Source organism: Leifsonia poae, from assembly GCF_050632865.1.
GTDB lineage: Bacteria > Actinomycetota > Actinomycetes > Actinomycetales > Microbacteriaceae > Leifsonia > Leifsonia poae_B.
Window position 1 is genome coordinate 218,779 of record NZ_JBODSA010000003.1, and the last position, 24,613, is coordinate 243,391.

Annotated in this window: 25 protein-coding genes and 2 pseudogenes; 18 read left to right on the top strand and 9 right to left on the bottom strand. The window is 69.3% G+C overall.

Annotated features, from left to right (window positions below; genetic code table 11):
* Window positions 1–136 precede the first annotated feature (136 nt).
* The gene (locus ACRAWB_RS11050; protein ID WP_431353373.1) at window positions 137–1,348 is read left to right on the top strand and encodes a LacI family DNA-binding transcriptional regulator; all 1,212 of its coding nucleotides are present in this window, start codon (window positions 137–139) and stop codon (window positions 1,346–1,348) included.
* On the opposite strand, the pseudogene ACRAWB_RS11055 reads toward ACRAWB_RS11050, so the two are convergent.
* Window positions 1,269–1,535 (bottom strand): annotated as a pseudogene (locus ACRAWB_RS11055) (nuclear transport factor 2 family protein); the annotation flags it as partial. The gene ACRAWB_RS11050 and the pseudogene ACRAWB_RS11055 sit on opposite strands and share 80 nt — an antisense overlap.
* 101 nt (window positions 1,536–1,636) lie before the next feature.
* Here ACRAWB_RS11055 and ACRAWB_RS11060 point away from each other — a divergent pair.
* Both ACRAWB_RS11060 and ACRAWB_RS11065 read left to right on the top strand, forming a co-directional pair.
* On the top strand, window positions 1,637–2,167 hold the full coding sequence (locus ACRAWB_RS11060) for a MarR family winged helix-turn-helix transcriptional regulator (RefSeq protein WP_431353374.1): 531 nt from the start codon (window positions 1,637–1,639) through the stop codon (window positions 2,165–2,167).
* An 85-nt stretch (window positions 2,168–2,252) separates the two neighbouring features.
* Window positions 2,253–3,038 carry an SDR family oxidoreductase gene (locus ACRAWB_RS11065; RefSeq protein ID WP_431353375.1) on the top strand — a complete coding sequence of 262 codons (786 nt, stop codon included), beginning with the start codon at window positions 2,253–2,255 and terminating at the stop codon, window positions 3,036–3,038.
* A gap of 11 nt (window positions 3,039–3,049) precedes the next feature.
* On the opposite strand, the gene ACRAWB_RS11070 is transcribed toward ACRAWB_RS11065, so the two are convergent.
* Window positions 3,050–5,152, bottom strand: a complete 2,103-nt coding sequence (locus tag ACRAWB_RS11070; RefSeq protein ID WP_431353376.1) for a glycoside hydrolase family 3 N-terminal domain-containing protein — start codon at window positions 5,150–5,152, stop codon at window positions 3,050–3,052.
* 391 nt (window positions 5,153–5,543) lie between these two features.
* On the opposite strand from ACRAWB_RS11070, the gene ACRAWB_RS11075 reads away from it, so the two are divergent.
* Together ACRAWB_RS11075 and ACRAWB_RS11080 are read left to right on the top strand one after the other, a co-directional pair.
* Window positions 5,544–7,538: a fibronectin type III domain-containing protein gene (locus ACRAWB_RS11075; RefSeq protein ID WP_431353377.1), complete on the top strand. Its 1,995-nt coding sequence runs from the start codon at window positions 5,544–5,546 to the stop codon at window positions 7,536–7,538.
* 59 nt (window positions 7,539–7,597) lie between these two features.
* Complete coding sequence (locus ACRAWB_RS11080; protein ID WP_431353378.1) at window positions 7,598–7,846, top strand: hypothetical protein; 249 nt, start codon at window positions 7,598–7,600, stop codon at window positions 7,844–7,846.
* A 58-nt stretch (window positions 7,847–7,904) separates the two neighbouring features.
* Here ACRAWB_RS11080 and ACRAWB_RS11085 read toward each other — a convergent pair whose 3' ends face one another.
* Window positions 7,905–8,324: a hypothetical protein gene (locus tag ACRAWB_RS11085; protein ID WP_431353379.1), complete on the bottom strand. Its 420-nt coding sequence runs from the start codon at window positions 8,322–8,324 to the stop codon at window positions 7,905–7,907.
* A gap of 129 nt (window positions 8,325–8,453) precedes the next feature.
* On the opposite strand from ACRAWB_RS11085, the gene ACRAWB_RS11090 reads away from it, so the two are divergent.
* Complete coding sequence (locus ACRAWB_RS11090; RefSeq protein ID WP_431353380.1) at window positions 8,454–9,755, top strand: glycosyltransferase; 1,302 nt, start codon at window positions 8,454–8,456, stop codon at window positions 9,753–9,755.
* A 69-nt stretch (window positions 9,756–9,824) separates the two neighbouring features.
* Complete coding sequence (locus ACRAWB_RS11095; protein WP_431353381.1) at window positions 9,825–10,112, top strand: hypothetical protein; 288 nt, start codon at window positions 9,825–9,827, stop codon at window positions 10,110–10,112.
* Window positions 10,113–10,128: 16 nt separating this feature from the next.
* Here the strand turns inward: ACRAWB_RS11095 and ACRAWB_RS11100 are convergent, their stop codons facing one another.
* Together ACRAWB_RS11100 and ACRAWB_RS11105 are read right to left on the bottom strand one after the other, a co-directional pair.
* Window positions 10,129–10,605, bottom strand: coding sequence for a DUF1214 domain-containing protein (locus tag ACRAWB_RS11100; protein WP_431353382.1), 477 nt, complete (start codon window positions 10,603–10,605; stop codon window positions 10,129–10,131).
* Complete coding sequence (locus ACRAWB_RS11105; RefSeq protein WP_431353383.1) at window positions 10,530–11,543, bottom strand: DUF1254 domain-containing protein; 1,014 nt, start codon at window positions 11,541–11,543, stop codon at window positions 10,530–10,532. The genes ACRAWB_RS11100 and ACRAWB_RS11105 overlap by 76 nt, the downstream gene beginning before the upstream one ends.
* A gap of 194 nt (window positions 11,544–11,737) precedes the next feature.
* On the opposite strand from ACRAWB_RS11105, the gene ACRAWB_RS11110 reads away from it, so the two are divergent.
* Together ACRAWB_RS11110 and ACRAWB_RS11115 are read left to right on the top strand one after the other, a co-directional pair.
* On the top strand, window positions 11,738–12,178 hold the full coding sequence (locus ACRAWB_RS11110) for a DUF2871 domain-containing protein (protein ID WP_431353384.1): 441 nt from the start codon (window positions 11,738–11,740) through the stop codon (window positions 12,176–12,178).
* Between the two features lie 40 nt (window positions 12,179–12,218).
* The gene (locus ACRAWB_RS11115) at window positions 12,219–12,791 is read left to right on the top strand and encodes a TetR/AcrR family transcriptional regulator (RefSeq protein ID WP_431353385.1); all 573 of its coding nucleotides are present in this window, start codon (window positions 12,219–12,221) and stop codon (window positions 12,789–12,791) included.
* Window positions 12,792–12,840: 49 nt separating this feature from the next.
* Here ACRAWB_RS11115 and ACRAWB_RS11120 read toward each other — a convergent pair whose 3' ends face one another.
* From ACRAWB_RS11120 to ACRAWB_RS11135, 4 genes are all read right to left on the bottom strand, one after another.
* Window positions 12,841–14,025 (bottom strand): Na+/H+ antiporter NhaA, encoded by a 1,185-nt coding sequence (locus tag ACRAWB_RS11120; protein WP_431353386.1) that lies wholly within the window; start codon window positions 14,023–14,025, stop codon window positions 12,841–12,843.
* An 88-nt stretch (window positions 14,026–14,113) separates the two neighbouring features.
* Window positions 14,114–14,881 (bottom strand): ABC transporter permease, encoded by a 768-nt coding sequence (locus ACRAWB_RS11125; RefSeq protein WP_431353387.1) that lies wholly within the window; start codon window positions 14,879–14,881, stop codon window positions 14,114–14,116.
* Window positions 14,878–15,645: an ABC transporter ATP-binding protein gene (locus ACRAWB_RS11130; RefSeq protein ID WP_431353388.1), complete on the bottom strand. Its 768-nt coding sequence runs from the start codon at window positions 15,643–15,645 to the stop codon at window positions 14,878–14,880. Before ACRAWB_RS11130 ends, ACRAWB_RS11125 begins: the two co-directional genes overlap by 4 nt.
* 124 nt (window positions 15,646–15,769) lie before the next feature.
* The gene (locus tag ACRAWB_RS11135) at window positions 15,770–16,744 is read right to left on the bottom strand and encodes an AI-2E family transporter (protein ID WP_431353389.1); all 975 of its coding nucleotides are present in this window, start codon (window positions 16,742–16,744) and stop codon (window positions 15,770–15,772) included.
* A 273-nt stretch (window positions 16,745–17,017) separates the two neighbouring features.
* On the opposite strand from ACRAWB_RS11135, the gene ACRAWB_RS11140 reads away from it, so the two are divergent.
* The 9 genes and pseudogenes from ACRAWB_RS11140 to ACRAWB_RS11180 all read left to right on the top strand — a co-directional run bounded on the left by ACRAWB_RS11140 (window position 17,018) and on the right by ACRAWB_RS11180 (window position 24,571).
* Window positions 17,018–17,437 carry a DUF7144 family membrane protein gene (locus ACRAWB_RS11140; RefSeq protein WP_431353390.1) on the top strand — a complete coding sequence of 140 codons (420 nt, stop codon included), beginning with the start codon at window positions 17,018–17,020 and terminating at the stop codon, window positions 17,435–17,437.
* 48 nt (window positions 17,438–17,485) lie between these two features.
* The gene (locus ACRAWB_RS11145) at window positions 17,486–18,034 is read left to right on the top strand and encodes a hypothetical protein (RefSeq protein WP_431353391.1); all 549 of its coding nucleotides are present in this window, start codon (window positions 17,486–17,488) and stop codon (window positions 18,032–18,034) included.
* A 3-nt stretch (window positions 18,035–18,037) separates the two neighbouring features.
* On the top strand, window positions 18,038–19,165 hold the full coding sequence (locus ACRAWB_RS11150) for a DUF4331 family protein (protein WP_431353392.1): 1,128 nt from the start codon (window positions 18,038–18,040) through the stop codon (window positions 19,163–19,165).
* Window position 19,166: 1 nt separating this feature from the next.
* Entirely contained in the window at window positions 19,167–20,507 is a 1,341-nt protein-coding gene (locus ACRAWB_RS11155) for a Dyp-type peroxidase (protein ID WP_431353393.1), read from the top strand.
* Between the two features lie 110 nt (window positions 20,508–20,617).
* Entirely contained in the window at window positions 20,618–21,094 is a 477-nt protein-coding gene (locus ACRAWB_RS11160) for an enoyl-CoA hydratase/isomerase family protein (RefSeq protein ID WP_431353394.1), read from the top strand.
* Entirely contained in the window at window positions 21,094–21,396 is a 303-nt protein-coding gene (locus tag ACRAWB_RS11165; RefSeq protein WP_431353395.1) for an enoyl-CoA hydratase/isomerase family protein, read from the top strand. The genes ACRAWB_RS11160 and ACRAWB_RS11165 overlap by 1 nt, the downstream gene beginning before the upstream one ends.
* 21 nt (window positions 21,397–21,417) lie before the next feature.
* Window positions 21,418–22,497, top strand: coding sequence for a sulfite oxidase (locus ACRAWB_RS11170; RefSeq protein ID WP_431353396.1), 1,080 nt, complete (start codon window positions 21,418–21,420; stop codon window positions 22,495–22,497).
* Window positions 22,498–22,531: 34 nt separating this feature from the next.
* Window positions 22,532–23,328 (top strand): annotated as a pseudogene (locus ACRAWB_RS11175) (HoxN/HupN/NixA family nickel/cobalt transporter); the annotation flags it as partial.
* A gap of 286 nt (window positions 23,329–23,614) precedes the next feature.
* Window positions 23,615–24,571 (top strand): DUF389 domain-containing protein, encoded by a 957-nt coding sequence (locus tag ACRAWB_RS11180; RefSeq protein ID WP_431353397.1) that lies wholly within the window; start codon window positions 23,615–23,617, stop codon window positions 24,569–24,571.
* Window positions 24,572–24,613: the final 42 nt, after the last annotated feature.

The following is a 24,613-nucleotide window of genomic DNA, read 5'->3' on the forward strand; positions in this document are numbered from 1 at the left end:
GCATCCGCTTTCCAGCGGGTGCGGAATCGCTATTTACAACGTTGCATTTCCACGTTGTAAATACGACTATGGCTACTGAGCGCATGTGTGTCAAGCAGTTTTCGGTACTGTGAGTGGGCCTCGCGAAGGAGCGTCAATGACAACCACCCTGCACGACGTCGCCCGGGCCGCTGGCGTGTCGACCAAGACCGTTTCCAACGTGATCAACGACTATCCGTACGTCCGCCCCTTGACGCGCGCGAAGGTCCAGGCCGCGATCGCCGAGCTCGGCTATCGCCCGAATCTGTCGGCGCGCGGGCTTCGATCGGGCAGGACGGGTGTGATCGGGCTGAGCGTGCCGAAGCTCCGAGAGAACTACTTCGCCGAGCTCGCGGACGCGGTCATCCAGGCCGCGCAGGAGCGCGGGCTCGGTGTGGTCGTCGAGCAGACCAACGAGGCTCGCGAGACCGAGATCCAGTCGCTCACTGGGGGACGGCTGCGCTTCATCGACGGGATGCTGTTCAGCCCGGTGAGCCTCGGCCAAGACGACGTCGCGCTGCTCGACGTCGACTTCCCGCTGGTCCTCCTCGGCGAGCGGATCTTCGGCGGCCCGACCGATCACGTCACCATGCACAACAGCTCGTCCGCCGAGGCGGCCGTCGAGCATCTGCTCGGGATCGGTCGGCGTCGGATCGCCGTCGTCGGCGAGGTCGACGAGCGGCCCGATGTCGCTAGCTCGGCCAACCTCCGGCTCCAGGGCTACCGCCAGGCCCTCGAGCGCGCCGGGATCCCGTTCGAACCTCTGCTCGTCCGCCGCGTCGAGGGCTGGACCCGGCAGTCCGGCGCCGCCGCCACGAGGGCGCTGCTCGCCGACCGTGTGGACTTCGACGCTGTCTTCGCGCTCAACGACACGCTGGGCCTCGGCGTCCTCCGCGCGCTGGGAGAGGCGGGGGTGCACATTCCCGACGACGTCGCGGTCATCGGCTTCGACAACATCGATGAATCGCAGTACTCGCTGCCGTCGATGTCCACGGTCGACCCGGGCCGAATGGAGATCGCTCGGCTCGCCGTCGACCTGCTGATCGAGCGCATCAACGAGAAGGGCGAGCGGCAGCCGCCCCGCACGGTGCGGCCCGACTTCCGTATCGTGGGGCGCGAATCGACCGGGTTCCCCGACAAGGGGGACGCGGCGCCGGAGACTAATCGGCTGCGTCCGCGAAATCCAGCTGGACGATCCGCCCCTCCTCGTCGAGGCGGAACTGGTACTCGAGCTCGACGACTCCACCGGGGAAGTCGCCCTCGAGCCGGTACGACGCTCCCACCATCCCGTCGGCCTCGCGCGCCCCGAGGAAGGTCACGGTCGTCGTGAACAGGTGGATCGAGTCGTCGATCCACCTGCGGATCTCGGCGAGGCCGTGGAAGGTCTCGCCCTGGTCTGAGGCGACCGCGTTCTCGGCGAACAGCGCCGCGACCCCGTCCGCATCGCCGGCCTGCCACCCGTCGACGAAGCCGTGCACCGCGGCCGGCAGTTCGTCGTTCTTCAGCTCGCTGGTCATGATCTTCTCCCTCGTTCGCGATTTGCTGTCCACCGGGACAGTATCACACTACTGTCGTATAGGACAGTAGTAACTGTCCCGTGGGACACTAGACTGACGACGTGAACGACAGCTCGAAGGCCGACAGTCGACGTTCGCTGCAGCCCAGCGACTTCCCGTATCGCTCGACACTGCTCGCGAACCTGAGCGCACTGATCCTCCTGTGGGACTCGCCAGCCATCCAGGGGGAGATCCTGGCTAAGAGCGGCGAGACCATCGACCAACAGTCCCATGCCGCTCTTCGCCACCTTCTCGCGTGGGGCCCCATGCGTCCGACCGCCCTCTCGGAGGTGCTGGGCACCGGCGCGTCGCATGTCAGCAAGATCGTGCGCCGACTCGAGGGTGACGGGCTCGTCGCGCGGACGACCGATCCTGCCGACCGTCGCGCGACGCTGATCACCCTCACCGAGGAGGGCGAGGAGGCCGCCCGCGGCGTCTATGCCCTCGGTGATCGCATGATCTCCGAGGTGCTGGACGGGTGGTCCCCCGCCGACATACGCCAGTACACCGAACTCACCGAGCGCTTCGTGACCGACGCGATCGAGTCGGCCGGTCGTCAGCTGGAAAGAGGGCTGCTCCCGCCGAAATCGTGATCACCCTTCCCATTCGTGTCCTGAAGGACAGCATTTATGTTACTGTCCCATTGGACAGTAATTTCGGATGATGGGAAGTGCAGCCATGTCGCACAGGGACCGCGATCGCCTGGATGGTCGTCGGGCGTTGGTCACAGGAGGAACGAAGGGCGCGGGCGCTGCCGCCGTCGAGCGGCTGCGCGAGCTCGGCGCGGATGTCTACGTCTCGGCGCGGTCGATGCCCGAGGGGTACGAACATCCCGACCGATTCATCGCCGCGGACACCTCCACGGAGGAGGGCACCGACCTCGTCGCCGCCGCGATGAAGAGGGCGGGTGGCGCCGACATCATCGTGCACGTGGTCGGCGGATCATCGACACCAGCGGGCGGCTTCGCGGCCGCTTCGGACGACCAGTGGATCGCCGAACTGCAGCTCAACCTCCTCGGCGCCGTGCGCCTCGACCGCGCACTGATCCCCGGAATGATCGCCAGGGGCTCGGGAGTCGTGCTGCACGTCACCTCGATCCAGCGCCAACTTCCCCAGTGGGAGTCGACGCTCCCCTATGCGGCCGCGAAGGCGGCGCTCCGCACGTACAGCAAGGGTCTCGCCACCGAAGTCGCGCCGAAGGGCGTGCGCGTCAACGCCATCAGCCCCGGCGGCATCAAGACCGATGGAGCGCTGGCGCTCTACGACCGGATCGCCGAGGCCAACGGGATCAGCCGCGAGGCCGCCGCGCAGCGGGTGATGGAATCGCTCGGAGGCGTGCCCCTCGGCCGGTTCGCGGAGACGGAGGAGATCGGCGACCTCGTCGGCTTCCTGGCCTCCGACCGGGCGTCGGCCATCGTGGGCGCCGAGGTCGTGATCGACGGCGGAACCGTTCCGACGGTGTGACGACAGTTCACTCAGTGGGAGAACACCAACCAGTTGACATTGACGAACTCATCCGCAGCGGCGGTCCCGGCGCCCACGAACCGCAGGTACACGCGGCTCTTGCCCGTCGGCGCAAGGGACAACCGCGCGGTCTTCGTCACCCAGCTCTGCCATCCCCCTGTCGACGAGACCGGGATCCGGGCGAGCACCGGACCTGCGGGCGAGCCCGTGCGCACCTCGATCGTTCCCGTGGCGATCGCGCCCGACGCGAGCCGGACCGAGACGGACTTCGCCGCCGCGGCCCCGAAGTCCACGTCGAACCAACCCGCGAAGTCGCCGTCGGCGAGGTGGGCGAGTGCGCGCCCGCACGCGGTGTCGGTGCAGTTCTCCGTCGTGGTCCCGCGCTGGTCGTCGTAGTAGACGGCTCCGATGGTGTCGTACGCCGACTGTCCCGTTGCGGGATGGAGTCCGTAACCGGCCGAGAAGAGGGCGTTCTTCCCGTCGCCCGCGTTGATCGGCTCCTGGCCGGCATCGTGCATCCACGTGACGGGCAGCGTGCCGGTCGCCGGGGCGCCGCCGTACAGCACGTCCGCGACGCCGGCGCCTTCGGTGCCGGGAAGCCATGCCGCGACGGCGGCCCGGACGGAGCCGATCTTCTCGTCGATGTCGAGGGGGCGTCCGCTCAGCAGCACGAGCGTGACGGGCACGCCCGACGCCGTGACGCGGTCGATCAACGCCTGATCGGACGCGCTCAGCCGCATGTCGCCGCGGTCGTCGCCCTTGTACTCGGCGTACGGTCTCTCGCCGACCACGACGACGGCATCGTGATAGCTGTCGTCGATGCCGGACCCGTCCGGCGAGTACGTCACCGTCGTGCCCGGGGCCACGGCGGCCCGGATGCCGCCGAGGATCGTCGTCCCCGGCTCGATCGGGCCGAGGGACCCCTGCCATCCCATCGTCCATCCACCGGACTGCTGCCCGATGTCGTTCGCGCCGCTTCCCGCGACGAAGACCTTGCTCGCGCTGCGGGGCAACGGCAGGAGTCCCCGGTCGTTCTTCAGGACGACCGTCGACTCGGCGACCGCCTGCCGCGCGAGCGCGCGATGCGCCGCCGACCCGACCTGGCCCGCGAGAGATCGATCGGCGAACGGATGCTCGAACAGTCCCTTCTGGAACTTCTTGGTCAGGATCCGCGAGACGGCGTCATCGATACGGGCCCGCGAGACGCGGCCGGCGTGCACCTCGGCCACGAGCTCGGCGTGGAACTGCGAATACTCGTCCGGCACCATGACGAGGTCGATGCCCGCGTTCACCGCCGTGCGGACGTCGTAGGCGGACAGGGTGCTCTTGTCGCCATCCAGGTAGTCCACACCGCCGTAGTCGGAGACGAGGATGCCCGAGAAGCCCAGCTCCTTCTTCAGCACATCGGTCAGAAGGTACTTGTCGCCGTGCAGCCGCGCGCCGTTCCAGCTCGAATAGCTCACCATCACGGCGGACACCCCGCGGCGCACCGCCTCCTGGAAGGGCGGCAGATGGATGGCGCGCAACTGCGCCTCGCTCAGCTGCGTGTCCCCGCGGTCGACGCCGCCGGTCGTCCCGCCGTCGCCGACGAAGTGCTTGGTCAACGCCAGGATCGAGTCCGGTGCCGACAGCGACGAGCCCTGCTCGCCCGTCACCATGGTGGTCATCGAGGAGACGAGGGCCGAATCCTCGCCGAACGACTCGTACGTGCGCCCCCACCGGTCGTTGCGGACGACGGCCACCGTCGGCGCGAAATTCATGTCGATGCCGAGCGCGCTCACCTCCTGCGCGACGGCGTGACCGATCCGCTGGACGAGCGCCGGGTCGTGCGTCGCTCCGAGGCCGATGTTGTGCGGGAAGATGGTCGCGCCGTGCACGTTCCCTGCGCCGTGCACGGCGTCCATCGCGTACAGCATCGGGATGCCGAGCCGGTTGCGCAGGGCGGCCCTCTGGTAGCCGTCGTACATGTCCTCCCAGCCGGCCACGGTGTTGCTCGCGGGCGCGGAGGTGCCGGCCGAGAACCCGGCGCCGATCATGCCGCTCGCGAGTCCGTCATCCGACAGCCAGCGGCGCTCGATGAGCGTCATCTGGCCGATCTTCTCGTCGAGCGTCATCCGGCCCAGGAGGTCGGCGACCCGCGTCGCGACGCTGTTGCCCGGATCCTGGTACGGCAGGGTGCCGCTGCAGCCGCCGTGGGGACACCGACGATGAAGGCGCTGCCGACGAGTGCCACGGCCACAGCCGCAGCGGCTCGGTGATGCATCCGGATGTTCACGTTCGACTCCTCGGGGGATCGACAGTCGCGTCCTCAGCGCCTTTGCCGGATTGCGGGCGACCATAGCAGCAGCCCTCCGGCGGGTGGAAGGGGTCGACCGCGGCGTCGACAACATTTCGCGTTGGTGAGTTTCGCTCATAACTATTGTGCGCGGGTGGTTCCCGGCGTAGCGTTCCGACCGCCCGGTCACATCCGCGCCCGGGCGCATGATCGGGGGCAGGATGCGGAAGATGCTGCACACGGCGGCGATCGTGGCGATGGCAGGGACGCTCGCATTGACAGCGACCGCCGTGATCGGCACGAGCGCGCAGGCCGGGACCGTGCCACCGATCGTCTCGCTGAAGCTCGGCGTCGACCAGGCCTCCCAGCCCGCCTACCAGTTCGGCGACAACGGGACGGCCAAGGTCACCTACGCCACCCTGTCTCGAGGCATATCGGCCGGAACGGGGGACGCGGTCGTGACGGTGACCCCACCACCGGGTCAGCCGCTGCGAATGGGCGACTACGCCGTCATCAACGGCAACCAATCGGACAGCACCCAGCCGCAGGTGCGCCTCGACGCCGGCAGTGTGACGACCGGGTTCACCGGGGAGCTCGACATCCGGGACCTGAAGTGGGACAGCATCGGCCAGCTCTCCACCTTCGACCTGGTGCTGCACGGCATCGGCGAGCTCAGCCTGAACGAACCGCAGTCCGAGGGCGTCGACCTGGGAGCGCGGACCCTCGCGTTCCCCGCGACCCCCATCGGCTTCTCGAGCGTTCCCGCCCAGCAGGCGGAGTGGCTGCACAACACCACCTCGTCCGCGGTCTCCCTCGGCGCCCCCACGTTCTCGGGATCGGGCGCCGCCGACTTCACCGCCACCGGCAGCACCTGCGGCAGCTCACTTGCGGCGGGAGCGACCTGCTCCTTCAAGGTCGGATTCTTCCCCAAGAAGGCCGGACCGCGGACCGCCGCACTGCGCATCCCCATCGGAGGATCGACTCAGACGGTGGCGCTGACCGGCGCGGCCGCCATCGGGACATCGTCGATCACCACGTCGGGTACCGATCCGTTGGATCTCGGGGCCACGAACACGTACGCGAACGGGCCGTACATCATCGCGGAATCCACCATCTTCGGTGGATACGCCTGGACCGCCACCACCACCGACGCGTCCAAGAACGCGCAGGTCGTGATCACGCCCCCGGGTGGAGGCCCGGCGAACAACGGCCCCCCGATCACGGCGGGCGTCCACACCACCGCACCGTGGGACGGTCCCGTCCCCACCAGCCAGTACGGGTTCCAGGTGACGCTGGACAGTCATACGTGCGGCGCGCCGATGACCGGCACGATCGACGTCGAGAACCTGATCGTCGACGCCCTGGGCCTGGTCGAGATGGCGAAGATCACGTTCTCCGAGCGCTGCGCCGGACTCGTGAACTCCAACCCGATGACCGGGACCCTGCTCTGGCAGCTGCGCTCGGACGCCGTATCTCCGGCGGCACCCAGCGGGGTGACTGTCGGCGCCGGATCGGCGCCGGCGATCAGCTGGAAGCCGTCCCCCTCCTCCGACGTCACCCACACCATCGCACGAGTCTCGCCGGGCGGCGCGTCCACCGTCGGCGTCCTCAGCGGTGTCGCCCTGTCCGACGGGACGGCCACCTCGGCCACATCGCCGACCCTGACCGCCGGTCAGTACACGGCGGCGGTGTGGGCGGTCGACGGCAGCGGCAACGTCAGCGCGCCCGCCACATCGACATTCACGGTCGGCGTGCCGCAGACGCCGTACACGGTGCCGAGCCCACCCACCGCCGTGTCCGCGATCTCCACCGATGGTGGGGGCGTGATCTCCTTCTCGCCCCCGGCGAGCGACGGCAATCTCCCCGTCACCCAGTACGAGATCCGCAACGGCAACACCGGCGCGGCCTCACTGGTCCCGAGCACGGCGCGCAGCGCCACGGTGGCGGGGCTGCGAAACGGGTTCCACTACTCGTACACCGTTCGGGCTATCAACGCGGCCGGCTACGGCGCGCAGGCGGACGTGACGGTGAGCCCGGTCGCCTCCACGACACCTCCGCCACCGCCGCCCGCCCAGCTCCTTCCCGACCCCGGCTTCGAGGCGGGCGCGGAGGCTGGAAGGCCTTCGTCACCGGGACGCTCGCGACCGTCGCGGCACCGGTCCATGGCGGTGCGGCGGCCCTGCGCGTCACCGCACCGAGTGCATCGGCCGGGCTGGTCGGGCTGACCCAGAACACCGTCGTCGCGAACTCCGTCGCAGGGAAGGTCTATACGGCCTCGTGCTGGGTGCGCCCGAGCGCCGGCGGCCTCAACATCCAAGCCAGATTCCTCGAGTACACGCAGAATTTCGGCAGCGACATCCATCTCCCCCTGACAAGCATCGCCTCACTCCCTGCGAACACCTGGACCAAGGTCACGTGGGCGGGCACGGCTCAGCGCTCCGGCGAGCGGATGGTGCCGCAGATCTACTCGACGAACCAGACGTCGACGACCGGCTCGATCGTCTACGACGATTGCTCCGTCGTCGCGACGTAGCGTCGTGCCGCGCTGCGGACATCGCCGAGGTCGCCTGACCTCGCACGTCCGGTCGCGACTACACCCCAGCCGCCTTCGCCCGGTACGACGCGATGAACGTCCCCCCGTACAGCGCCGCCGCCACCAGGAAGCCGGTGGCCATGACGTACGACGCCCAATCGCTGCCGGCGCTGATCGTGATGACGCCGGCGACGAAGGTGACGACGATCACCACGAGCCCCCACACCGCCAGCCGCTGACCGACCTGCTCCCGTCGGGCCGCCAGCAGCAGCCGTATGGCGATGACCACCAGGCCGATGGCGACCAGCGTATGCAGGATGATGACGATCCAGTCGAAGACGAGGGCGAAGCCGCCGTCGGGCTCGCCGATCAGGTTGGCGGCCATCCCGAGCAGGTACTGCAGGGCCAGGGCGGTCAGCGCCTCGCGCGATCGACGGCGGAGAGGGCTGGGGGAAGAAGTGGCGGCTGCCTGTGACATGACCTGCTCCTCTGCGTCGGACGGCGGCACGATCGAGCTCATTGTGCTCCGCCGACGGCTCTGCGGGGAGGCCCGACCGCTCTGTGACGCTCTAGCGCCGCCCCATCGGCATCCCTCACCATGGCTGCCATGGCAGAGGTGATGCTCGCGGTCATGCCGTTCGCCGGTCACGTCGCGCCCATGCGGGCGGTCGTGCGCGCCTTCATCGCGGCCGGCCACCGGGTGCGCGTGTACACGGGGTCGGCCCACACCGACGCCTTCCGCGCCGACGGGGCGGAACCGGTGCTGTGGGAGAAGGCGCCGGACTTCGACGAGAACGATCTGCCCGCGACCTTCCCGCGACTGCGCGGCCGGAAGGGCATCCGTCAGTTGATCGTCAACGTCGAGGACCTGTTCGTGCGAACGGGAGCAGCGCAGTGCGCCGACCTGATGGCCTCCTTTGACGCGCGGCCCTGGGATGTCGTCCTGGCCGACAGCCTCTCCCTCGGGGCGCACCTGGCCGCCGAACGGACCGGCACCCCGCGCGTCACCGTGTCGCTGGTCCCCCTCGCAACCCCGTCCCCGGGTGCACCGCCGCCCGGCCTCGGCCTGCAACCGGCGACGTCCGCGCTCGGCCGCCTGCGGGACCGCGCACTCTGGGCGGCGCTCTCGGCCGCATCCCGCCCGATTCAGCGCGCATTCCACGAGCAACGCTCCGTCGCCGGGCTTCCGCCGACCGAACTCTCGTTCCAGGAGGCGCTGTACTCGCGCGAGCTGGTGTGCGCCAGCGGCGTCGTGCAGCTGGAGTACCCGCGCCCTCAGTGGCCGGGACGCATCGTCTGGGTCGGCGAGCTCACGGACCATGCCGGCAGCGGCATCCCGGAGCCGTCGTGGTGGCCGGAATCGCTGGCGGACCCGGGGCCGGTGGTGCATGTGACCCAAGGCACCCAGAATGTGGACCCTGCCGACCTGATCCGGCCGACGTTCGCAGCTCTCGGACGCCAGCGGGTGCAGCTCGCGGTCGCGACGGGAGTGCGTGGGCACAGCGAGCTGCCGTTCCCCGCTCCGCCGAACGCGCGCGTCGCAGACCTGCTTCCTTACGATCGGCTGCTGCCCCGCGTCGACGTGATGGTGACCAACGGCGGGTGGGGCGGCGTACTGGCGGCGCTGCACCACGGCGTCCCGCTCGTGGTCGCCGGCGGGGACCTGGACAAGCCGGAAGTCGCAGCCCGCGTCGCCTGGGCCGGCGCCGGAGTGAATCTGCGCACGGGAAGGCCGTCTCCGCGCGCGATCCTGCGCGCGTGGAAGCGCGTCTCCGGCCGGCCCGCTTACCGGACGGTCGCCGAACGCATCGGCGAGGCCCTTCGCCGGCATGACGGACCTCGTGAAGTGGTCGAGCACACGGAGTCCCTGCTGCCAGGTTGCGCCTCTCGCCTGGCTAGAGGATGCTGATCACACAGACCTTCTCGTGCTGCGCCTCTGACGGCATAAGGAGATCCCGCTGCGGGACCAACGATGAAGGTGGGCAAGATGCCGCGTCCGACGACGATCTCGACGGTGGTGATCGGCGACCGAACGTATCGGATGGACGGCGATCTCGACGACCTGAAGGCTCGAATACTGCAGGCTGTCCATGCCGGTGGTGGATGGATCGAAATCGTCACGATGAACGGCAACCGTACGGAAATCCTGGTCACCACCTCCAGCGAGGCTCGGATCGAGCATGGACAGCAGGAGGAGACGGACCCGGCGGGCGCAATCGGTAAGTCGTCTTTCGGCATCGAGGACTTCGACGAATACGGGCTGTAGTCCCGGCCGAGGTCGTTCAGTCGGCGATCTTGACCAGGTCGTCCGGTCGCCAGGTCTGGTCGTAGAAGGCGTGCTCGGTCCCATACAGACGGAAGGCGACGAGAAAGTCCCGGCCGGGGACGGTCTGCACGAACGCGGCATCCACCACGCCGTCGGGCTGTGAGGGCCCGAAGTACAGGTCGATCGAGCCGTCCTCGTTCTTCGGGATGTCGTAGTAGCCGTTCGTCGAGGGCAGCAACTGCTCGGTCTCGGGCATGGTCCCGTCGATCACGTTGTACGCGGTCGCGGCCCAGAACAGGGCCGCCGGGATGTCCGCCGGCAGGTGCAGCCGATACGTCGAGGAGCCGCTGAGGAAGTCCCCGTCCGCGTCCCGGTAGGTGAACGGATACTTCGACCCGGCCCCGGTGGAGTGGATGTTCATGGCCGGGGCGGACGAGTACGCGTACTGGAAGAACCGGGCACGGGTGTTGATGTCGAGGTAGCTCTGCTGCATCCACTCGGCCGTGCCCCCGCCCACGCCTGCTCCCACTGGCGGTCGTCGTAGTACCGGTTGCGCTCGTCGTCGCGGCCGAGCTGCGCCAGCGCGAGGATCATCCGCGGCGCCGTCTCGACCGCCCGCCGCAGCTGCTCGCGCTGCCAGTCGACGGGCTCGAACGGCTCGCCCTTCACGATGCCGATCGAGGCGAGGACGCCACGCAGCTCCGGGTCGATCGCGGTGATCGGTTCGTAGTCGACGAACGCCTTCAGCTTCGACCAGTAGGTCTCGTCGGTCGGGTACATCATGTCCAACCGGGTTCCGGAGGCATTCGGGAACTGCATCGGCCGGACGTCCTTCTCCTCCGTCCAGAGCGGAAAGACGCGGGTCTGCTCGGCGACGGCGACCCCCGCCGCGGGGTCCGGCTCCCCGTCGCCCTGCCCCATGATCGTGCGGAAGAAGAGGAACACGTTGTACGTCGAGGACCGGAACGCGAAGTAGCCCGACGGCACATGCCCGTCGTAGTCCGGCGGCAGCAACAGGTAGAGGCCGCCGAGCGCCCGGTCGGGACCGATCGCGCCGACATCGGTGATCGTGCGCTGGAAGAAGTCGGTGAACATCCCGATCACGTTGCCTGGCGCGTTCACCACCAGCGGGCCGGTCTCCTTCAGATCGAGGTAGCTCATCGAGTAGATGACGTCGGCATTCGGGGTCGGCACCCAGGTGCGGCTGTCCATCCGGTCCTTCCAGATCGGCAGGACGTTGTAGCCGCGACCGAACACCGCTTCGGACCCGTCGCGCATCCCGATCACGTTCAACGCCGGCTGCATGGTGAAGTACGCATGGATCGCGCGCTGGTAGAACAGCTCCGCCCGCAGCGACTCCGCCTCTTCCTGCGCCAGCCAGTTGCCGTCGTTGATCTGCCGCAGCAGCGGTGATGCGTGCTCATCCGTCATGTCAGACCTCCCGACCGGAGGCCGCTCGCCGACCGCCGTCGCGGCCAGCGTGGCGTGCCGGGCAGCGCCGCCGCAAGTACCGACCTCGCCGTGGAGACCGTTTGGTTTTCCCGACATGCTGTCGATAAGATGCCGACATACTGTCGGTTTCACCGACGCCGCCTCCCCGCGATTCCCGCCCGAAAGGAAACACAATGCGCCGCATCTTCATCGCCCTCGCCGTCTACGTCGGACTCGGCCTGGCCTCCGGCCTGTTCTACCGAGACTTCACGAAGCTCAACGGCTTCCCCGAGGACGGAACCACCCAGCTCAGCGTCGTCCACACGCATCTGCTCGCCCTCGGCGCGCTGGTCATGCTCATCCTGCTGGTTCTCGAGAAGCTGTTCACGCTCAGCGCGAGCCGCAGCTTCAGCTGGTTCTTCTGGACCTACAACGCCGGTCTCGTTCTCACTGCGGGCAGCATGGTGTGGCACGGAGTCCTGACCGTTCTCGGTCAAGAGGCGGGCGCCATGATCGCGGGTATCGCCGGGATCGGCCACATCGTCCTCACCGCGGCGTTCGTGCTCCTGCTCGTCACCATCGGGCGCGCCCTGCGGCGTGACGGCGGCCGATCCGTTTCCGCCGTCGTCGGCTGAGAAGGAACGCACCTGCTCGCCGCGCCGGAATAATGGGACGATGCCTCGCATCTCCGCCGCCACCGTCGCCGAGCACCGCGCCGCACAGTTGGCTGCGCTGCTCGGCGCGGCGGTCGAGCTGATCCACGAGAAGGGCATCGAGGCCGTCACCCCGAAGGCTGTCGGCGAGCGCGCCGGCCTGGCCCGCTCGAGCGTGTACGAGTACTTCGCCTCCCGTGACGACATCCTGGTCGCCGTCGCCATCGCCGCCATCGAGCGCTGGGACGCGGAGGTCGAGGAGCGCCTTGCGGGACGCACCGGCATGGAGCGACTGTCCCTCTTCGTGTACGAGAGCATGCGTATGGCGGCGGAGGGCCGTCATCACATCGCGACGCAACTCGCACAGGCACAACTCTCGCCCAACGACCGGGACGAGCTGGCACGCATGCACGCGGAGCTCATGCGCCCTGTCGACCTCGTCCTCTCCGATCTCGAGGTCGAGCAGCCGACGATCGTCGGCGCGCTGACCCAATCGCTCCTCGAGGGCGGCATGCGACTGGTCGAACACGGTGCGGATCCGGATGTGGTCGCCGACCGGATCGTGCGGATGCTGACGTCGGCCATCCAGCACTGAGGTCGCAGCGAGAGCGATCGACGCGCAGGCCGGTAACCCGACCGCCCCGTCAGCCGCGCGCGCTCCGCGCCCGCTCGATCGCCCGCTCGCGGAGGGCGCGGAGCTTCCGGTAGTGGCGGTCGAGCGTGGCGACGAGGACGGCCGAGACGACGATGGAGATCCCGGAGCCGAGGAGGACGGCCAGTGTCCCCTGGTCGGCGATCTCCGGGTGGGCGGCGAACGCGAGCTCGTTCATCAGCAAGGACACCGTGAACCCGATGCCGCCGAGGGCTCCGGCGGTGAGCAGGCCGTGGAGGCCGATGCTCGGCCGGTTGTCTCGGCTCAGCGCGCTGTAGAGCCAGGTACCCAGGCTGATGCCGATCAGCTTCCCGACCGGCAGGGCGACCAGGATCCCCCAGAACGGCCGCGACAGCTCTCCGACGGAGACGCCCGGGATCGGGACCAGCGCCGCGGTGAAGGCGAAGAGCGGGAGCACGACGCCGTTCGTGAAGGGCTCCAGCACGTGCCTGGCGCGCAGTCCCGGCCGGTGCGCCATCACGAGGCCCAGCGCGACGCCGGCGATGGTGGGATGGATGCCGGACAGCACGACGAGCACCCAGGTCGCCACTGCGAGCAGCACCAGCGCGACGATGACGAGGGGCCGCGCGCGCGTGGAGAGGAGCCGGCTGAGCATCCCGAAGACGGCGACCGCGATCACCGCGGCGACGAGCATGAGCGGGTCGAGGTCCTGCGCGAAGAAGAGGGCGATGATCACGATCCCGACCACGTCGTCCAGGATCGCGAGAGCGAGCATGAAGATCCGCAGGCGGGAGGGGATGGCCCGCCCGAACACCGCGAGCACCCCCAGCGCGAAGGCGATGTCGGTGGCCGTCGGTACCGGCCAGCCGCGGGTGTACCCGGAACCGGCCGTGATCGCCAGGTAGATCCCGATCGGCACCAGCACACCGCCCGCCGCGGCCACCGCCGGGCGGATCGCCCGTTTGACCGTGTTCAACTGCCCGTTGGTGAACTCGTTGCGCAACTCCACTGCCGCGACGAAGAAGAACACCGCGAGAAGGCCCTCGCTGATCCACTCGTCGACGGAGAGGTCGAGGGGCGTCCCGGCGGGGCCGAAGGTCGACTCCGCGAGGGAGAGCACGGCATCCGAGATGCCGGAGTTCGCGATCACCAGACCTAACGCCGCGGCCAGCAGCAGGAGGCCGGCGGCGACGCGTTCGGATCGGATGAAGCTCATGCGGGGTCCTCACGTCGGCCAGGGCGGTATCCACCGCCCGCCGACCAGACTTCCCGGCACACCAGACCTCCAGCCTAACCGGCGTGGGTCAGCGGTCGAGCTGCATCCGCCGCCACGAGAGCAGCGTCAGCCCGAGGAAGACGGCCGGGACCAGCTGCCCGACAAGAAGCGCCGCGCCGTTCTCGGCGGTGGGCTGCAACGCCCAGAGCGCGGGCGCCGCAGGCGGGTACCAGGCCCCCGCGCCGGCGAAGGCCAGCACCTGGGCGCTGGCGACCAGCAGGATGGTGACCGCGATCCCGCCGAGCAGTCCCCGCGATAACGTGGCGACCCACGCCGCGGGCAGGACCATGCCGGCGGTGAGCACCACGAGCACCGGGATGCGCAGAGCGACCCCGACGTCCGTCCAGGTCGGTGCGCCGAGGCCGACGGCGAGACCGCCCAGCAGGAGGACACCGGTCACGACGACGGCGGCCACCACCGACCATAGAGCATACGTCGCGATCTTCGCCCCGGCGATCACCGTGCGGGAGACAGGGAGCGCGAACAGGCCCGAGATGGTCCCTTCGCTGAACTCGCGACCGAAACTCCAGCTGAGCGGGATCCCGCATCCTCCGGCACCGGCCGCCGCCGTCACCTGCAGCGCGGCGTTCAGATACCCCGGCCATCCTCCCGCCGCCACGAGCGGACCGAGCTTCGCGACAATCTCCGGGGACCCGTTCTCGACCGCGACGATGGTGGACAGGCAGATCGCGGCGACGCCCGCCGAGAGGAGGACGAGGGTCACGATCGGGACTCGGGCCGCCGCCAGCTTCCGCGTCTCGACCGACGCGGCCGCAGACCATGCGCGTCCACTCACCGCTCTGCCTCCCCGGCCCGCGCCGCGTCGTCCTGGAGCACCAGGGCGAAGAAGGCTCGCTCCAGCTCCGCCCCGGCCGGGTCGAGCTGCCCGATCAGCCGTCCGACGTTCATCACGGTGATCCGATCCGCAACCCGCGCGACCTCGTCCAGGTGGTGACTGGAAATCAGGATGGCGGCGCCCTCGGCCGCACGTCGACGGAGCACATCCCGCAGCAGGATCGTCCCCGCCGGATCCAACGCGTTCGTCGGCTCGTCGAGGACCACCTGTCGCGGATGATGCTGCAGCGCGGCCGCCAATCCCAGCCGCTGGCGGTTCCCCGACGACAGCAGCCTGGTCCGCTTCCCCGAAGAGTCCGACAGCCCGAACTCCTCCGCCGCCGCACTGGTCACCGCGGGCAGCCGGTCGCGCGGCACCCCTCGCAGCACCGCGTTGACCCGCAGGTTGGCGGCCACCGTGAGCTCGCCGTAGACCGACGGCGTCTCGACGAGCTGCCCGACGCTCGACCACACCGCCGCCGGTGCGCTCGCGGCGTCGAAACCGCCGATCGTCACTGTTCCGGCATCCGGCCGCAGCATCCCCAGAAGCAGTTTCATCAGCGTCGACTTGCCCGCGCCGTTCAGCCCGACCAGGGCGTGCACCTCACCGGCTGCGACCTCCAGCGAGAGCTCGTGCACGCCCACCCCGTCGGGATAGCTGCGGCTCACGGCGCGCATGGCCAGCAGGGGGCCGACGCGGTCGGTGGAGGAAGCGCGGGATGCCATCGGTCCGTCCGGAGTCAGGAACAGGCGGTCCGGTCGAACCGCCCGCCGACCAGACTTCCCGGCACACCAGGATCAGGATACGTACGCCGCCCCGGCCCTGTATAGCCGCGGCTCATGAGGGCGATCAGTCCGGCGGTTCGGCCTGGTCGCCGCTGAGCCAGCGCGCCAACCGCGCGTCCCGGTCCCCGCCGATGAGCAGGAACCGCGTGAGCAGGGTCAGCGGGACGGCCAGGATGGATCCGATCGGCCCCAGCAGGACGGCCCACACCACGACCGACAGGAACGTCAGGGTGAAGCTCAGCCGCACGGACACGGCGACGAACCGGGGCTGCACCAGCACCTGGAGCACGACGTTCACCAGACAGTAGACGACGAGGACCAGCAGCGCCTGCCCCCACCCGCCGACGACGAGCGCGAGCACCAGCGGCGGAACGAGGCCGATGACGAACCCGATGTTCGGGATGTAGTTGGTCACGAACGCGAGTACCGCCCAGACGAACGCGCCGGGGACGCCGATGAGCGCGAGGGCGACTCCGTCGATCACGGCTACGAGCGCACCGAAGATGGAGTTGACGACGTAGTACCGGCTCGTGCCGTCGGCGAAGTCGCGGAAGGTCCGCACGCGCATCCCGTGCTCCACCCTGAGGGAGTCGGGCAGGTCCCGGAGCCGGGCGGCGTCCATGCCGATCCACAGCGCGTAGGCGAGGACGAAGAAGACGGCGAGCCCCAGGCCGAGCAGATGCGTGCCGGCGGCGAACAGGACGTGCAGCACGGCCCCGGGCTCCACGCCGCTCACGACTGCGGCCGTCCCACTGGCGTCGAAACCGAGAGATCGCGCGACCTCGGCGAGCGCCGCATCCCCCGCGTCGAGCTGAACCCGGTAGTCGGCCAGAAGGGCGGAGAACTGGCCGAGTGCGAGCACGATGACGACCGCGAGCACAGCAAGGACGAGGTAGGCCGTGACCACCACCGCGGCAGTCCCCAGCCAGCGCGGCAGCCCCGGCGGTCGAGCGGGCGCCGGACGGGATGCACGACGACGACCAGTATCCCGGCCAGGAGCAGTGGCCCGAGGATGTCGCGGGCGGCCCACACGGTCCACGCCGCCACCCCGGCGGCCGCGACGGCGATCAGCACCCGGGTCGGCTTCGCGAGCCCGGCGGGCTGGACTCCATCAGTGCTCATGCGACCGCCGTCCACCCCGCTCCTCGTCGTTCAGTCAGATGATCCGGGAAACGACAGGCGGCGTCTAGAGAGGGCTCGGGACCCGTCACAACGAATGTTCACGGCCACCCGAGAGATTCCGGTCTAGCCAGGGAAGAAGACCGGGCCCCATGATTCGCGTGAGATCCAACTGAGAAGAGGGAGGACCGCATTGGTCGCCACAGAGAACACGGAAACTCAACTGCGATCCGGCTGGGTCGGCTGGGTCTACTTCGCCGGCATACTCCTGCTGATCGCCGCAGCGATCGACATCTTCTACGGCATCATGGCGATCGTCGGACCGAATATGGCCTACTTCGTCGGGCCGCGCGGCGGCGTCGCCTCCTTCGACATCGCTGGGTGGGGGTGGTGGTCCCTCATCATCGGAGCGCTGCTGGTTGTGGCCGCGTTCTTCCTGCTGACAGGTCGATTGTGGGCCCGCATCCTCGTCGCGGTTCTCGCGGGTATCAATGCCGTGAGCCACATCATGTCGCTTCCGGCGCAGCCGTGGTGGTCGGTCGTGATGATCGCGCTGGACGTGCTCATCATCTACGCCGTCACCGTCCACGGCCGCGAGCTCCGTTCACGCTAGAAAGCTCGTCTCTTCCACTCCCGCACGACCACTGACTCAGGAGCAATGATGACCACGATGGAGAGCCCCACTCCCGAACCCGGCGTGCAGGTCGGGCCGACCAGCGAGTTCAGCCTGTTCTTCCGGGTGAAGCCGGGGCAGGAGGCGGAGCTCAGGAAAGCTCTCGATGATCTGCAGCAGACCCCCGGTTACCGTCCCGGCGACTACGGCATGGCGGTCTCGACCATCCACGAGGCCCGCTTCGTCCTCTTCGAGGACGACACCCGGCTCGCCTTCATCACGAGCTTCGACGGCCCGTGGGACTCCTACATGGACGACTTCTTCAACTCCGGGCCGACGCTCGCGCTGTTCGATGTGATCTTCCGGCACACCGAGGGATATGACGGGTTGCCGGACCTCGCGACGGAGAAGGCCTTCATCCTCGGCGCCCAGGAGCGCGCGGCCGCCTACGCACGCAACTACCCCGGCACCGTGAAGGAGATCCGCAAGGCGCTTCGGGTGAATGCGGCGTTCCAGCAGGTGCTGGATCACCCGGACGCCGCGGCCGCGCTGGCGCATCCGGCCCTGCAACCTCTGCTCGACGAGGCTGCGGACTGACGCATGTCCGACCACATCTCCGGCCCCCGCGCCCTGGCGAATCCCATCGCCGACATCACCGACCTCTACGCCTTCCCCAGCCCTGACGAGCCCGGGCGGCTGGTGCTGGTGATGGACACGCTGCCCTTCGCCAAACCCTCGGACGCGTTCTCGGAGGGTCTGATTTACCGCTTCCGGGTGCGGGCCCTGACGCCGACGGGCGATGCCGCCGCAGCCCCGTTCGCACCATCCGACCACGAGTGGCGGTTTGACGTCGTGTTCGACCCGCCGGACCGCTCAGACGATGACTCTTTCAGCCAGATGGGGAGCGTGACGACACCGGCCGGCGATGCGGTCTCCTTCTCGGTGAACGACGAGGGCGGCGGATCGGGCCATGGAGTGCGGGTGTTCGCGGGCGTCCGCTGGGACCCATTCATCCTCGACGCCCCGGCGGCGCTGAAGACCATCGCGACCGGCAGCCTGGCGTTCACGGAGCCCGGTCACATCTTCATGGACGGCAAGAACGTGCTCGGCCTCGTTCTCGAGATCGACCGGGAACTGCTCGGCGACACGACCATCGTCGGCGTGATCGGCGAAACCCTCACGCGGGGCGTGTTCAACGTGCGCATCGAGCGGGTCGGACGGCCCGAGGTGAAGAACATGCTGCTCGCGCCGAAGCAGTTCGATCCGGTCAACACCGACATCGAGGTGCGGGACCTCTACAACATGGAGGACGGCTTCCACCTGGAGGACGGCTACCTCAGCGCCTACCGGGCGCGCCTTGACGCCAACCTCGCCTTCTGGGACGGCCTGGACGGCACCGTCGACTGGCCGCCGGTCGACGGGCGGCACCCGCTGACGGAGCTCGTGCTCGCCGATTACCTCGTGGTCGACCTCGACAAACCGTACCAGGAGTCCGGCTCGTTCCTGGAGATCGAACTGGCGGCCCGCCAGGGGCGCGAACACGTGACCTCCGGCGGCCGGACGATCAACGACGACATGATGGACACCTTCTTCACGACGTTCATCAACGCCGGCAACGGCCCACGGATCCGCGACGGCGTGGACGCGTCCTCCCGGCCGGCCTCGCGGACCTTCCCCTACCTCTCGCCGCCGAACCCGAACCCGCCCGAGAAGCCGGAGCACCACTGACATGCCGGCCACGGACGAGGTCGCCCTCGACCTGGACGACATCCAGAGCGGGGCCCTGCACGAGCGGCCGTCCCCCTACGTCGGGAGGTACCTGCTGCTGCGAATCGACGATCGGGCCGACGGCCGGGAGCTGGTGCGCCGGTTGGTCCCGCTCGTCGCCTCGGGAGTCCCGTCGGGGGACCCCAATCAGGACGCCTGGATCACCGTCGCCTTCACCTATCACGGGCTCGCCGCGCTGGGAGTACCGCAGGAATCGCTCGACAGCTTCTCCCCCGAGTTCAGGGAGGGGATGGCGGCCCGCGCGCAGATCCTGGGCGATGTGGGTGAGAGCGCGCCCGAGCACTGGGAGCATCCGCTCGGCACACCCGACGTCCACCTCGCGATCGCCGTCCTGTCGCCCGATCGCGACCGACTCGAGTCGGTCGCCGAGAAGGCAAGGCGCGCACAGGATTCGCTCCCCGGCATCACCGTCGTCTGGCGCCAGGACTGCTACCAGCTCCCCACCGGCCGCACCTCCTTCGGTTTCAAGGACGGCATCGGCCAGCCGGCTGTCGAGGGCAGCGGTCGGCCGCCCACCAACCGGTACGAGCGTCCCCTCAAGGCCGGCGAGATCGTGCTCGGCTACCCCGATGAGACCGGCGAGCTTCCGCCCATGCCGAGCCCGGACATCCTGGGCCGCAACGGCACCTATGTCGTCTTCCGCAAGCTCCACACCAAGGTCGCCGCGTACCGCCGCTACCTGCGCGAGAAGGCCGCCAACCGACAGGAGGAGGCCCTGCTCGGAGCGAAGATGGTCGGACGCTGGCAGTCCGGCGCGCCGCTCGCTGTGGCGCCGGACCACGACGATCCCTCGCTCGGCGCCGACCCGCACCGCAACAATCACTTCCAGTACGGCGACGACCCGCGCGGTTTCAAGTGCCCGGTCGGCGCTCACGCACGCCGGGCCAACCCCCGGGACGCCCTCGACGGAGACGGGAGCGTGGATGCGCGCCTCCACCGGATGATCCGCCGGGGGACGAGCTACGGCCCCGAACTGCCGGAGGGCGTGCTCGAGGACGACGGCGAGGACCGCGGAATCATCTTCGTGTTCGCCGGCGCGCACCTGAAGCGCCAGTTCGAGTTCGTCAAGACCCAGTGGCTCAACGACGGCATCTTCATCGGCGCCCCGGACGAAGCCGACCCGCTCGTCGGGTCGGCACGCGGCCCGAGCGACTTCACCATCCCCCAGCGGCCGATCCGCCGCCGGCTGACCGAGGTGCCTCCGTTCGTCGTCACGCGCGGCGGCGAGTATTGCTTCGCACCGAGCCTGTCCGCGCTGCGGTGGCTCTCCGAGCTGCCCTGACGGCTGACACGAGAAGAGGACACGATGACCGACACCTCCGCCGCACCGGGCCGCTGGGACGCGCTCGACTTCCCCCTCCCCCGGCCGATGCGCAGGAGCCCGACTCGTCCGTGCTGTCCGAGGACGTGGATGACGGCCGCATCGTGGTGATCACGCTCAACCGGCCGCACGCCGGCAACGCGATCACGACCGAGATGGGGACGCGGCTGACCGAGGCGGTGGAGGACGTCGCCGTGCGCACGTCTGTCCGCGCCGTCGTGCTCACCGGCGCGGGCGACCGGGCGTTCTCCATCGGCAGCGACCTGCGGCAACGCAACCAGATGACCAAGGAGGAGTGGCTGCGCCAGCGGCAGCAGTTCGACCGAACCCTCTACACCGTCCGTCAGCTTCGCAAACCGATCATCGCGGCGGTGAACGGCGTCGCCTACGGCGGCGGGTCTGAACTCGCCCAGAGCTGCGACTTCATCATCGCGTCCGAGACCGCCTCCTTCGCCCAGCCGGAGGCGATGATCGGCCTCGCCGCCGGTGGCGGCTCTCCCGTGTTCCTGCCCCGGCTCCTCGGCCGGGGGCCGCGATGCAGGCGCTGATGACCGGCGACCCGATCAGCGCGGCCGACGCGTACCGCCTCGGGATGGTGAACGAACTGCATCTACCCGGCGCGCTGCTGGACGCCACGCTGGCGATCGCGCGGAAGATCGCGAGCAATTCGCCCACCGCCGTGCAGGCCGTCAAACGCGCCGTCCAGCTCGGCGAAGGCCAGCCCGTCGAGCAGGCGATCGCGACCATGATGGACGCGCACTGGCGTTCGGCCATCCACCCCGACCGCGCCGAAGGCATCGGCGCGTTCAACGACGACCGGGAACCCGACTTCCGGGACCCCGACTTCTGACCTACCGAAAGGGGACCAGCGATGGACACGACCGAACAGCTCCGCCAAGACCGCGCCGCCCTGCAGCTCATCAACCCGGCGCCGTACAACGCCGAGGCACCGCCCGAGGCGCTTGTCGGCGAGATCACGCCGACCGCCCTGCACTACGTGCGGAGCAACTTCCCGCTGCCCGAGCACGACGGCACTCTCGCGATCGGCGGAGCCGTCGACAACCCTCTCACCCTCACGCTCGACGACCTGCGGGCGATGCCGCCGCACGAGCACACCGTCACGCTGGAGTGCGCGGGAAACGGGCGCCTCCAGATGCGTCCGCTGCCGACGGGCGAGCCGTGGGGCGATTACGCCGTCTCCACCGCCCGCTGGCGGGGTGCACGGCTCAGCGATGTCCTGGCCCTCGCGCAACCGGCGTCCGCCGGCGTGGCGGTCCGTTTCACCGGAGCCGACCACGGGGCCTACCATCTCACGCCCGTGCTGCCCGACATCGACCGCGACGATCTGGCCTTCGAGCGGGCGCTCCCGCTGGGCCTGGCGGCGGATCCGGCATCTGACATCCTGATCGCCTACGAGATGAACGGGGGACCTCTCCCGGAGGATCACGGCGCCCCGTTCCGGCTCGTCGTGCCCCACTGGTACGCCGTCGCCTCCGTCAAATGGCTCGCCCGGATCGATGTGCTCACCGAGGAGTTCGCCGGAGAGTTCCAGACCGGCCACTACATCTTCGAGTGGACGGACCGCCCGCCGGAGCCGGTCGCCATCATGCGCGTGCGCGCCCGCATCACCTCCCCGGCTGCCGGAGCGGTCATCCCGGCGGGTCCGTGCACGGTGCGCGGCAAGGCCTGGACGGGCAACGGTCCGATCGAGCGCGTGGAGGTCAGCCTCACCGGCGCCGGCGAGTGGTATCCCGCCCAACTCGAGCCGCCCTCCGGCCCCTACCACTGGCAGGAGTGGAGCTACGAGTGGGACGCCTCCGCCGTCGGGCGGCACACCCTCAGGGTGCGCGCGACGGACGCCGCCGGGAACATCCAGCCCGAGCAGCCGGACTGGAACAGGCTCGGCTACGGCAACAACGCCGTCGAGGTGATCTACGTCGACGTCGTCTGAGGCGCGGCCGGCCGTCCTCGTCCCCGTCGTGGGGATGGCGGCCGTCATCGTCCTCCTCCATCTCGCCGGCGTGGGGCTGCTGATCGCCGGCGCCGACGGCGCACAGCGCGCTGGCGTGCTCGGCCTCGCGCTGACCGCGTACACGCTGGGCCTGCGTCATGCCTTCGACGCCGACCACATCGCCGCCATCGACAACACCACCCGCAAGCTGGTCGCGGACCGCCGACGACCGGCCTCCGTCGGGTTCTGGTTCTCGCTGGGGCATTCGACCATCGTCTTCGGGCTGACGCTCGCAATCGCGCTCGGCGCCCGGGCGCTCACCGGCGCGATCGCGAACGAGGGCTCGACCCTCCACCAGATCACCGGCGTCATCGGCACCACGGTCTCCGCGACGTTCCTCTACGTCATCGCCGTCATGAACGTCGTGGCACTCGTGAGCGGGATCCGCCGTGCACGCGTCGGCCGCGTCGGCGTCCCGGCCGGGGAGGTGCCCGACGCGCCGCCGGGGGGACCGCTCACCCGCGTCTTCGGCCGCGTCATGGGCGCCGTTCGGCACCCCGGCCAGATGTACCCGCTGGGCCTGCTCTTCGGCCTCGGATTCGACACCGCCACGGAGGTGGGCCTTCTCGCGGTCGCGGCGACGAGCGCCGTCTCCGGGTTGCCCTGGTACGCCGTGCTGGCCCTCCCCTGCTGTTCGCCGCCGGCATGTCGCTGCTCGACACGGCCGACGGGCTGGTGATGCGCTATGCGTACGGCTGGGCATTCCAAGACCCGAGACGCCGTAGCCGCTACAACCTGACGATCACCGCCCTGTCCGCCGGAGTCGCGCTGATCGTCGGGAGCCTCGAGCTCGTCGGGCTCATCGGCGAGCGCGCGGACCTGGTCGGGGAATCGGGCGGTGGGCGTCGAGCATCGACCTCAACGCGGTGGGTTTCGCCATCGTGGGCGTGCTGCTCGTCATCTGGCTCGCCGCTCGCTCCGCGTCCGGCTTCGGCTCCTCCGGCCGAGCCAGGAAGGGTCAGCCAGGCGAGGACTAGCCACACGTCGCAGTACGGCAGCCCTGGCGACACGCCCCGGATCGCCGGACGTGCGGGCCGGCTGCAGCCACACTGGCCACGTGCAGCATTTGCGGATCATCGCCCCCGCCGCCCTGGTCGACCGCGTGCTCGCCACCCTGCAGGACAGCGTCGCGACGACGAACATCGTCCGCATCCCGAATGCCGCTACCCGGCCACCCGGCGACTTGGTGCTGTGCGATGTCGCCCGGGAAGGGGTGAGCGTCCTTCTCGACCAGCTTCAGCACCTCGGGGTGCAGCACGAGGGCTCGATCTCCGTCGATGACGTCGGCATCGAGATCTCGGATGCGGCGAAGCGTGCAAGCCGCGCCGCCCCCGGCCACGCCGCCGACGCGGTGGTCTGGCAGGAGATCGAGCAGCGCACCCATGAGGAGACCAGCCTCTCCCCCACCTTCCTGACGTTCATGTCGGTCGCCACCATGATCGGTGCGATCGGCGTGGTCTTCGACGAACCCATCCTCATCGTCGGTGCGATGGTCGTCGGCCCGGACTTCGGCCCGCTCGCCGCACTCTCGGTGGGTCTTGTGCGGTGGCGGGGCCGCATGATCGCTCAATCGGTCCTTGCTCTGGCCGTCGGATTCGGGGTCGCGATCGTCAGCACCATCCTGTTCACCTTGTTCCTGACCGCGCTCCATCTGATGTCACCCGCCGACCTGCTGCACTCCCGGCCTCTGACCGATTTCATCTGGAGGCCGAACGGGCTCAGTTGGGTGGTCGGCTTCCTCGCCGGCATCGCAGGCCTGCTGTCGCTGTCGACCGCGAAGTCGGGCGCGCTGATCGGGGTGCTGATCTCGGTGACGACGATTCCGGCTGCCGCGAACGCCGCCGTCGCCCTCGCTTACGGAGCCACCGACCAGTCCGTCGGTGCGCTCATCCAGTTGGTCGTCAACCTGGCCGCGATCACTCTCGGCGGGGTGACGACCCTGCTGGCGCAACGCCTGAACCAGCGGCGGCACACAGCACAGACGGCTCCCGGGGAGCAGCGCGGCACGGGGTGACCCACTAGCCGACGAGCGCATCGCCGAAGCTGCCCGTGCATG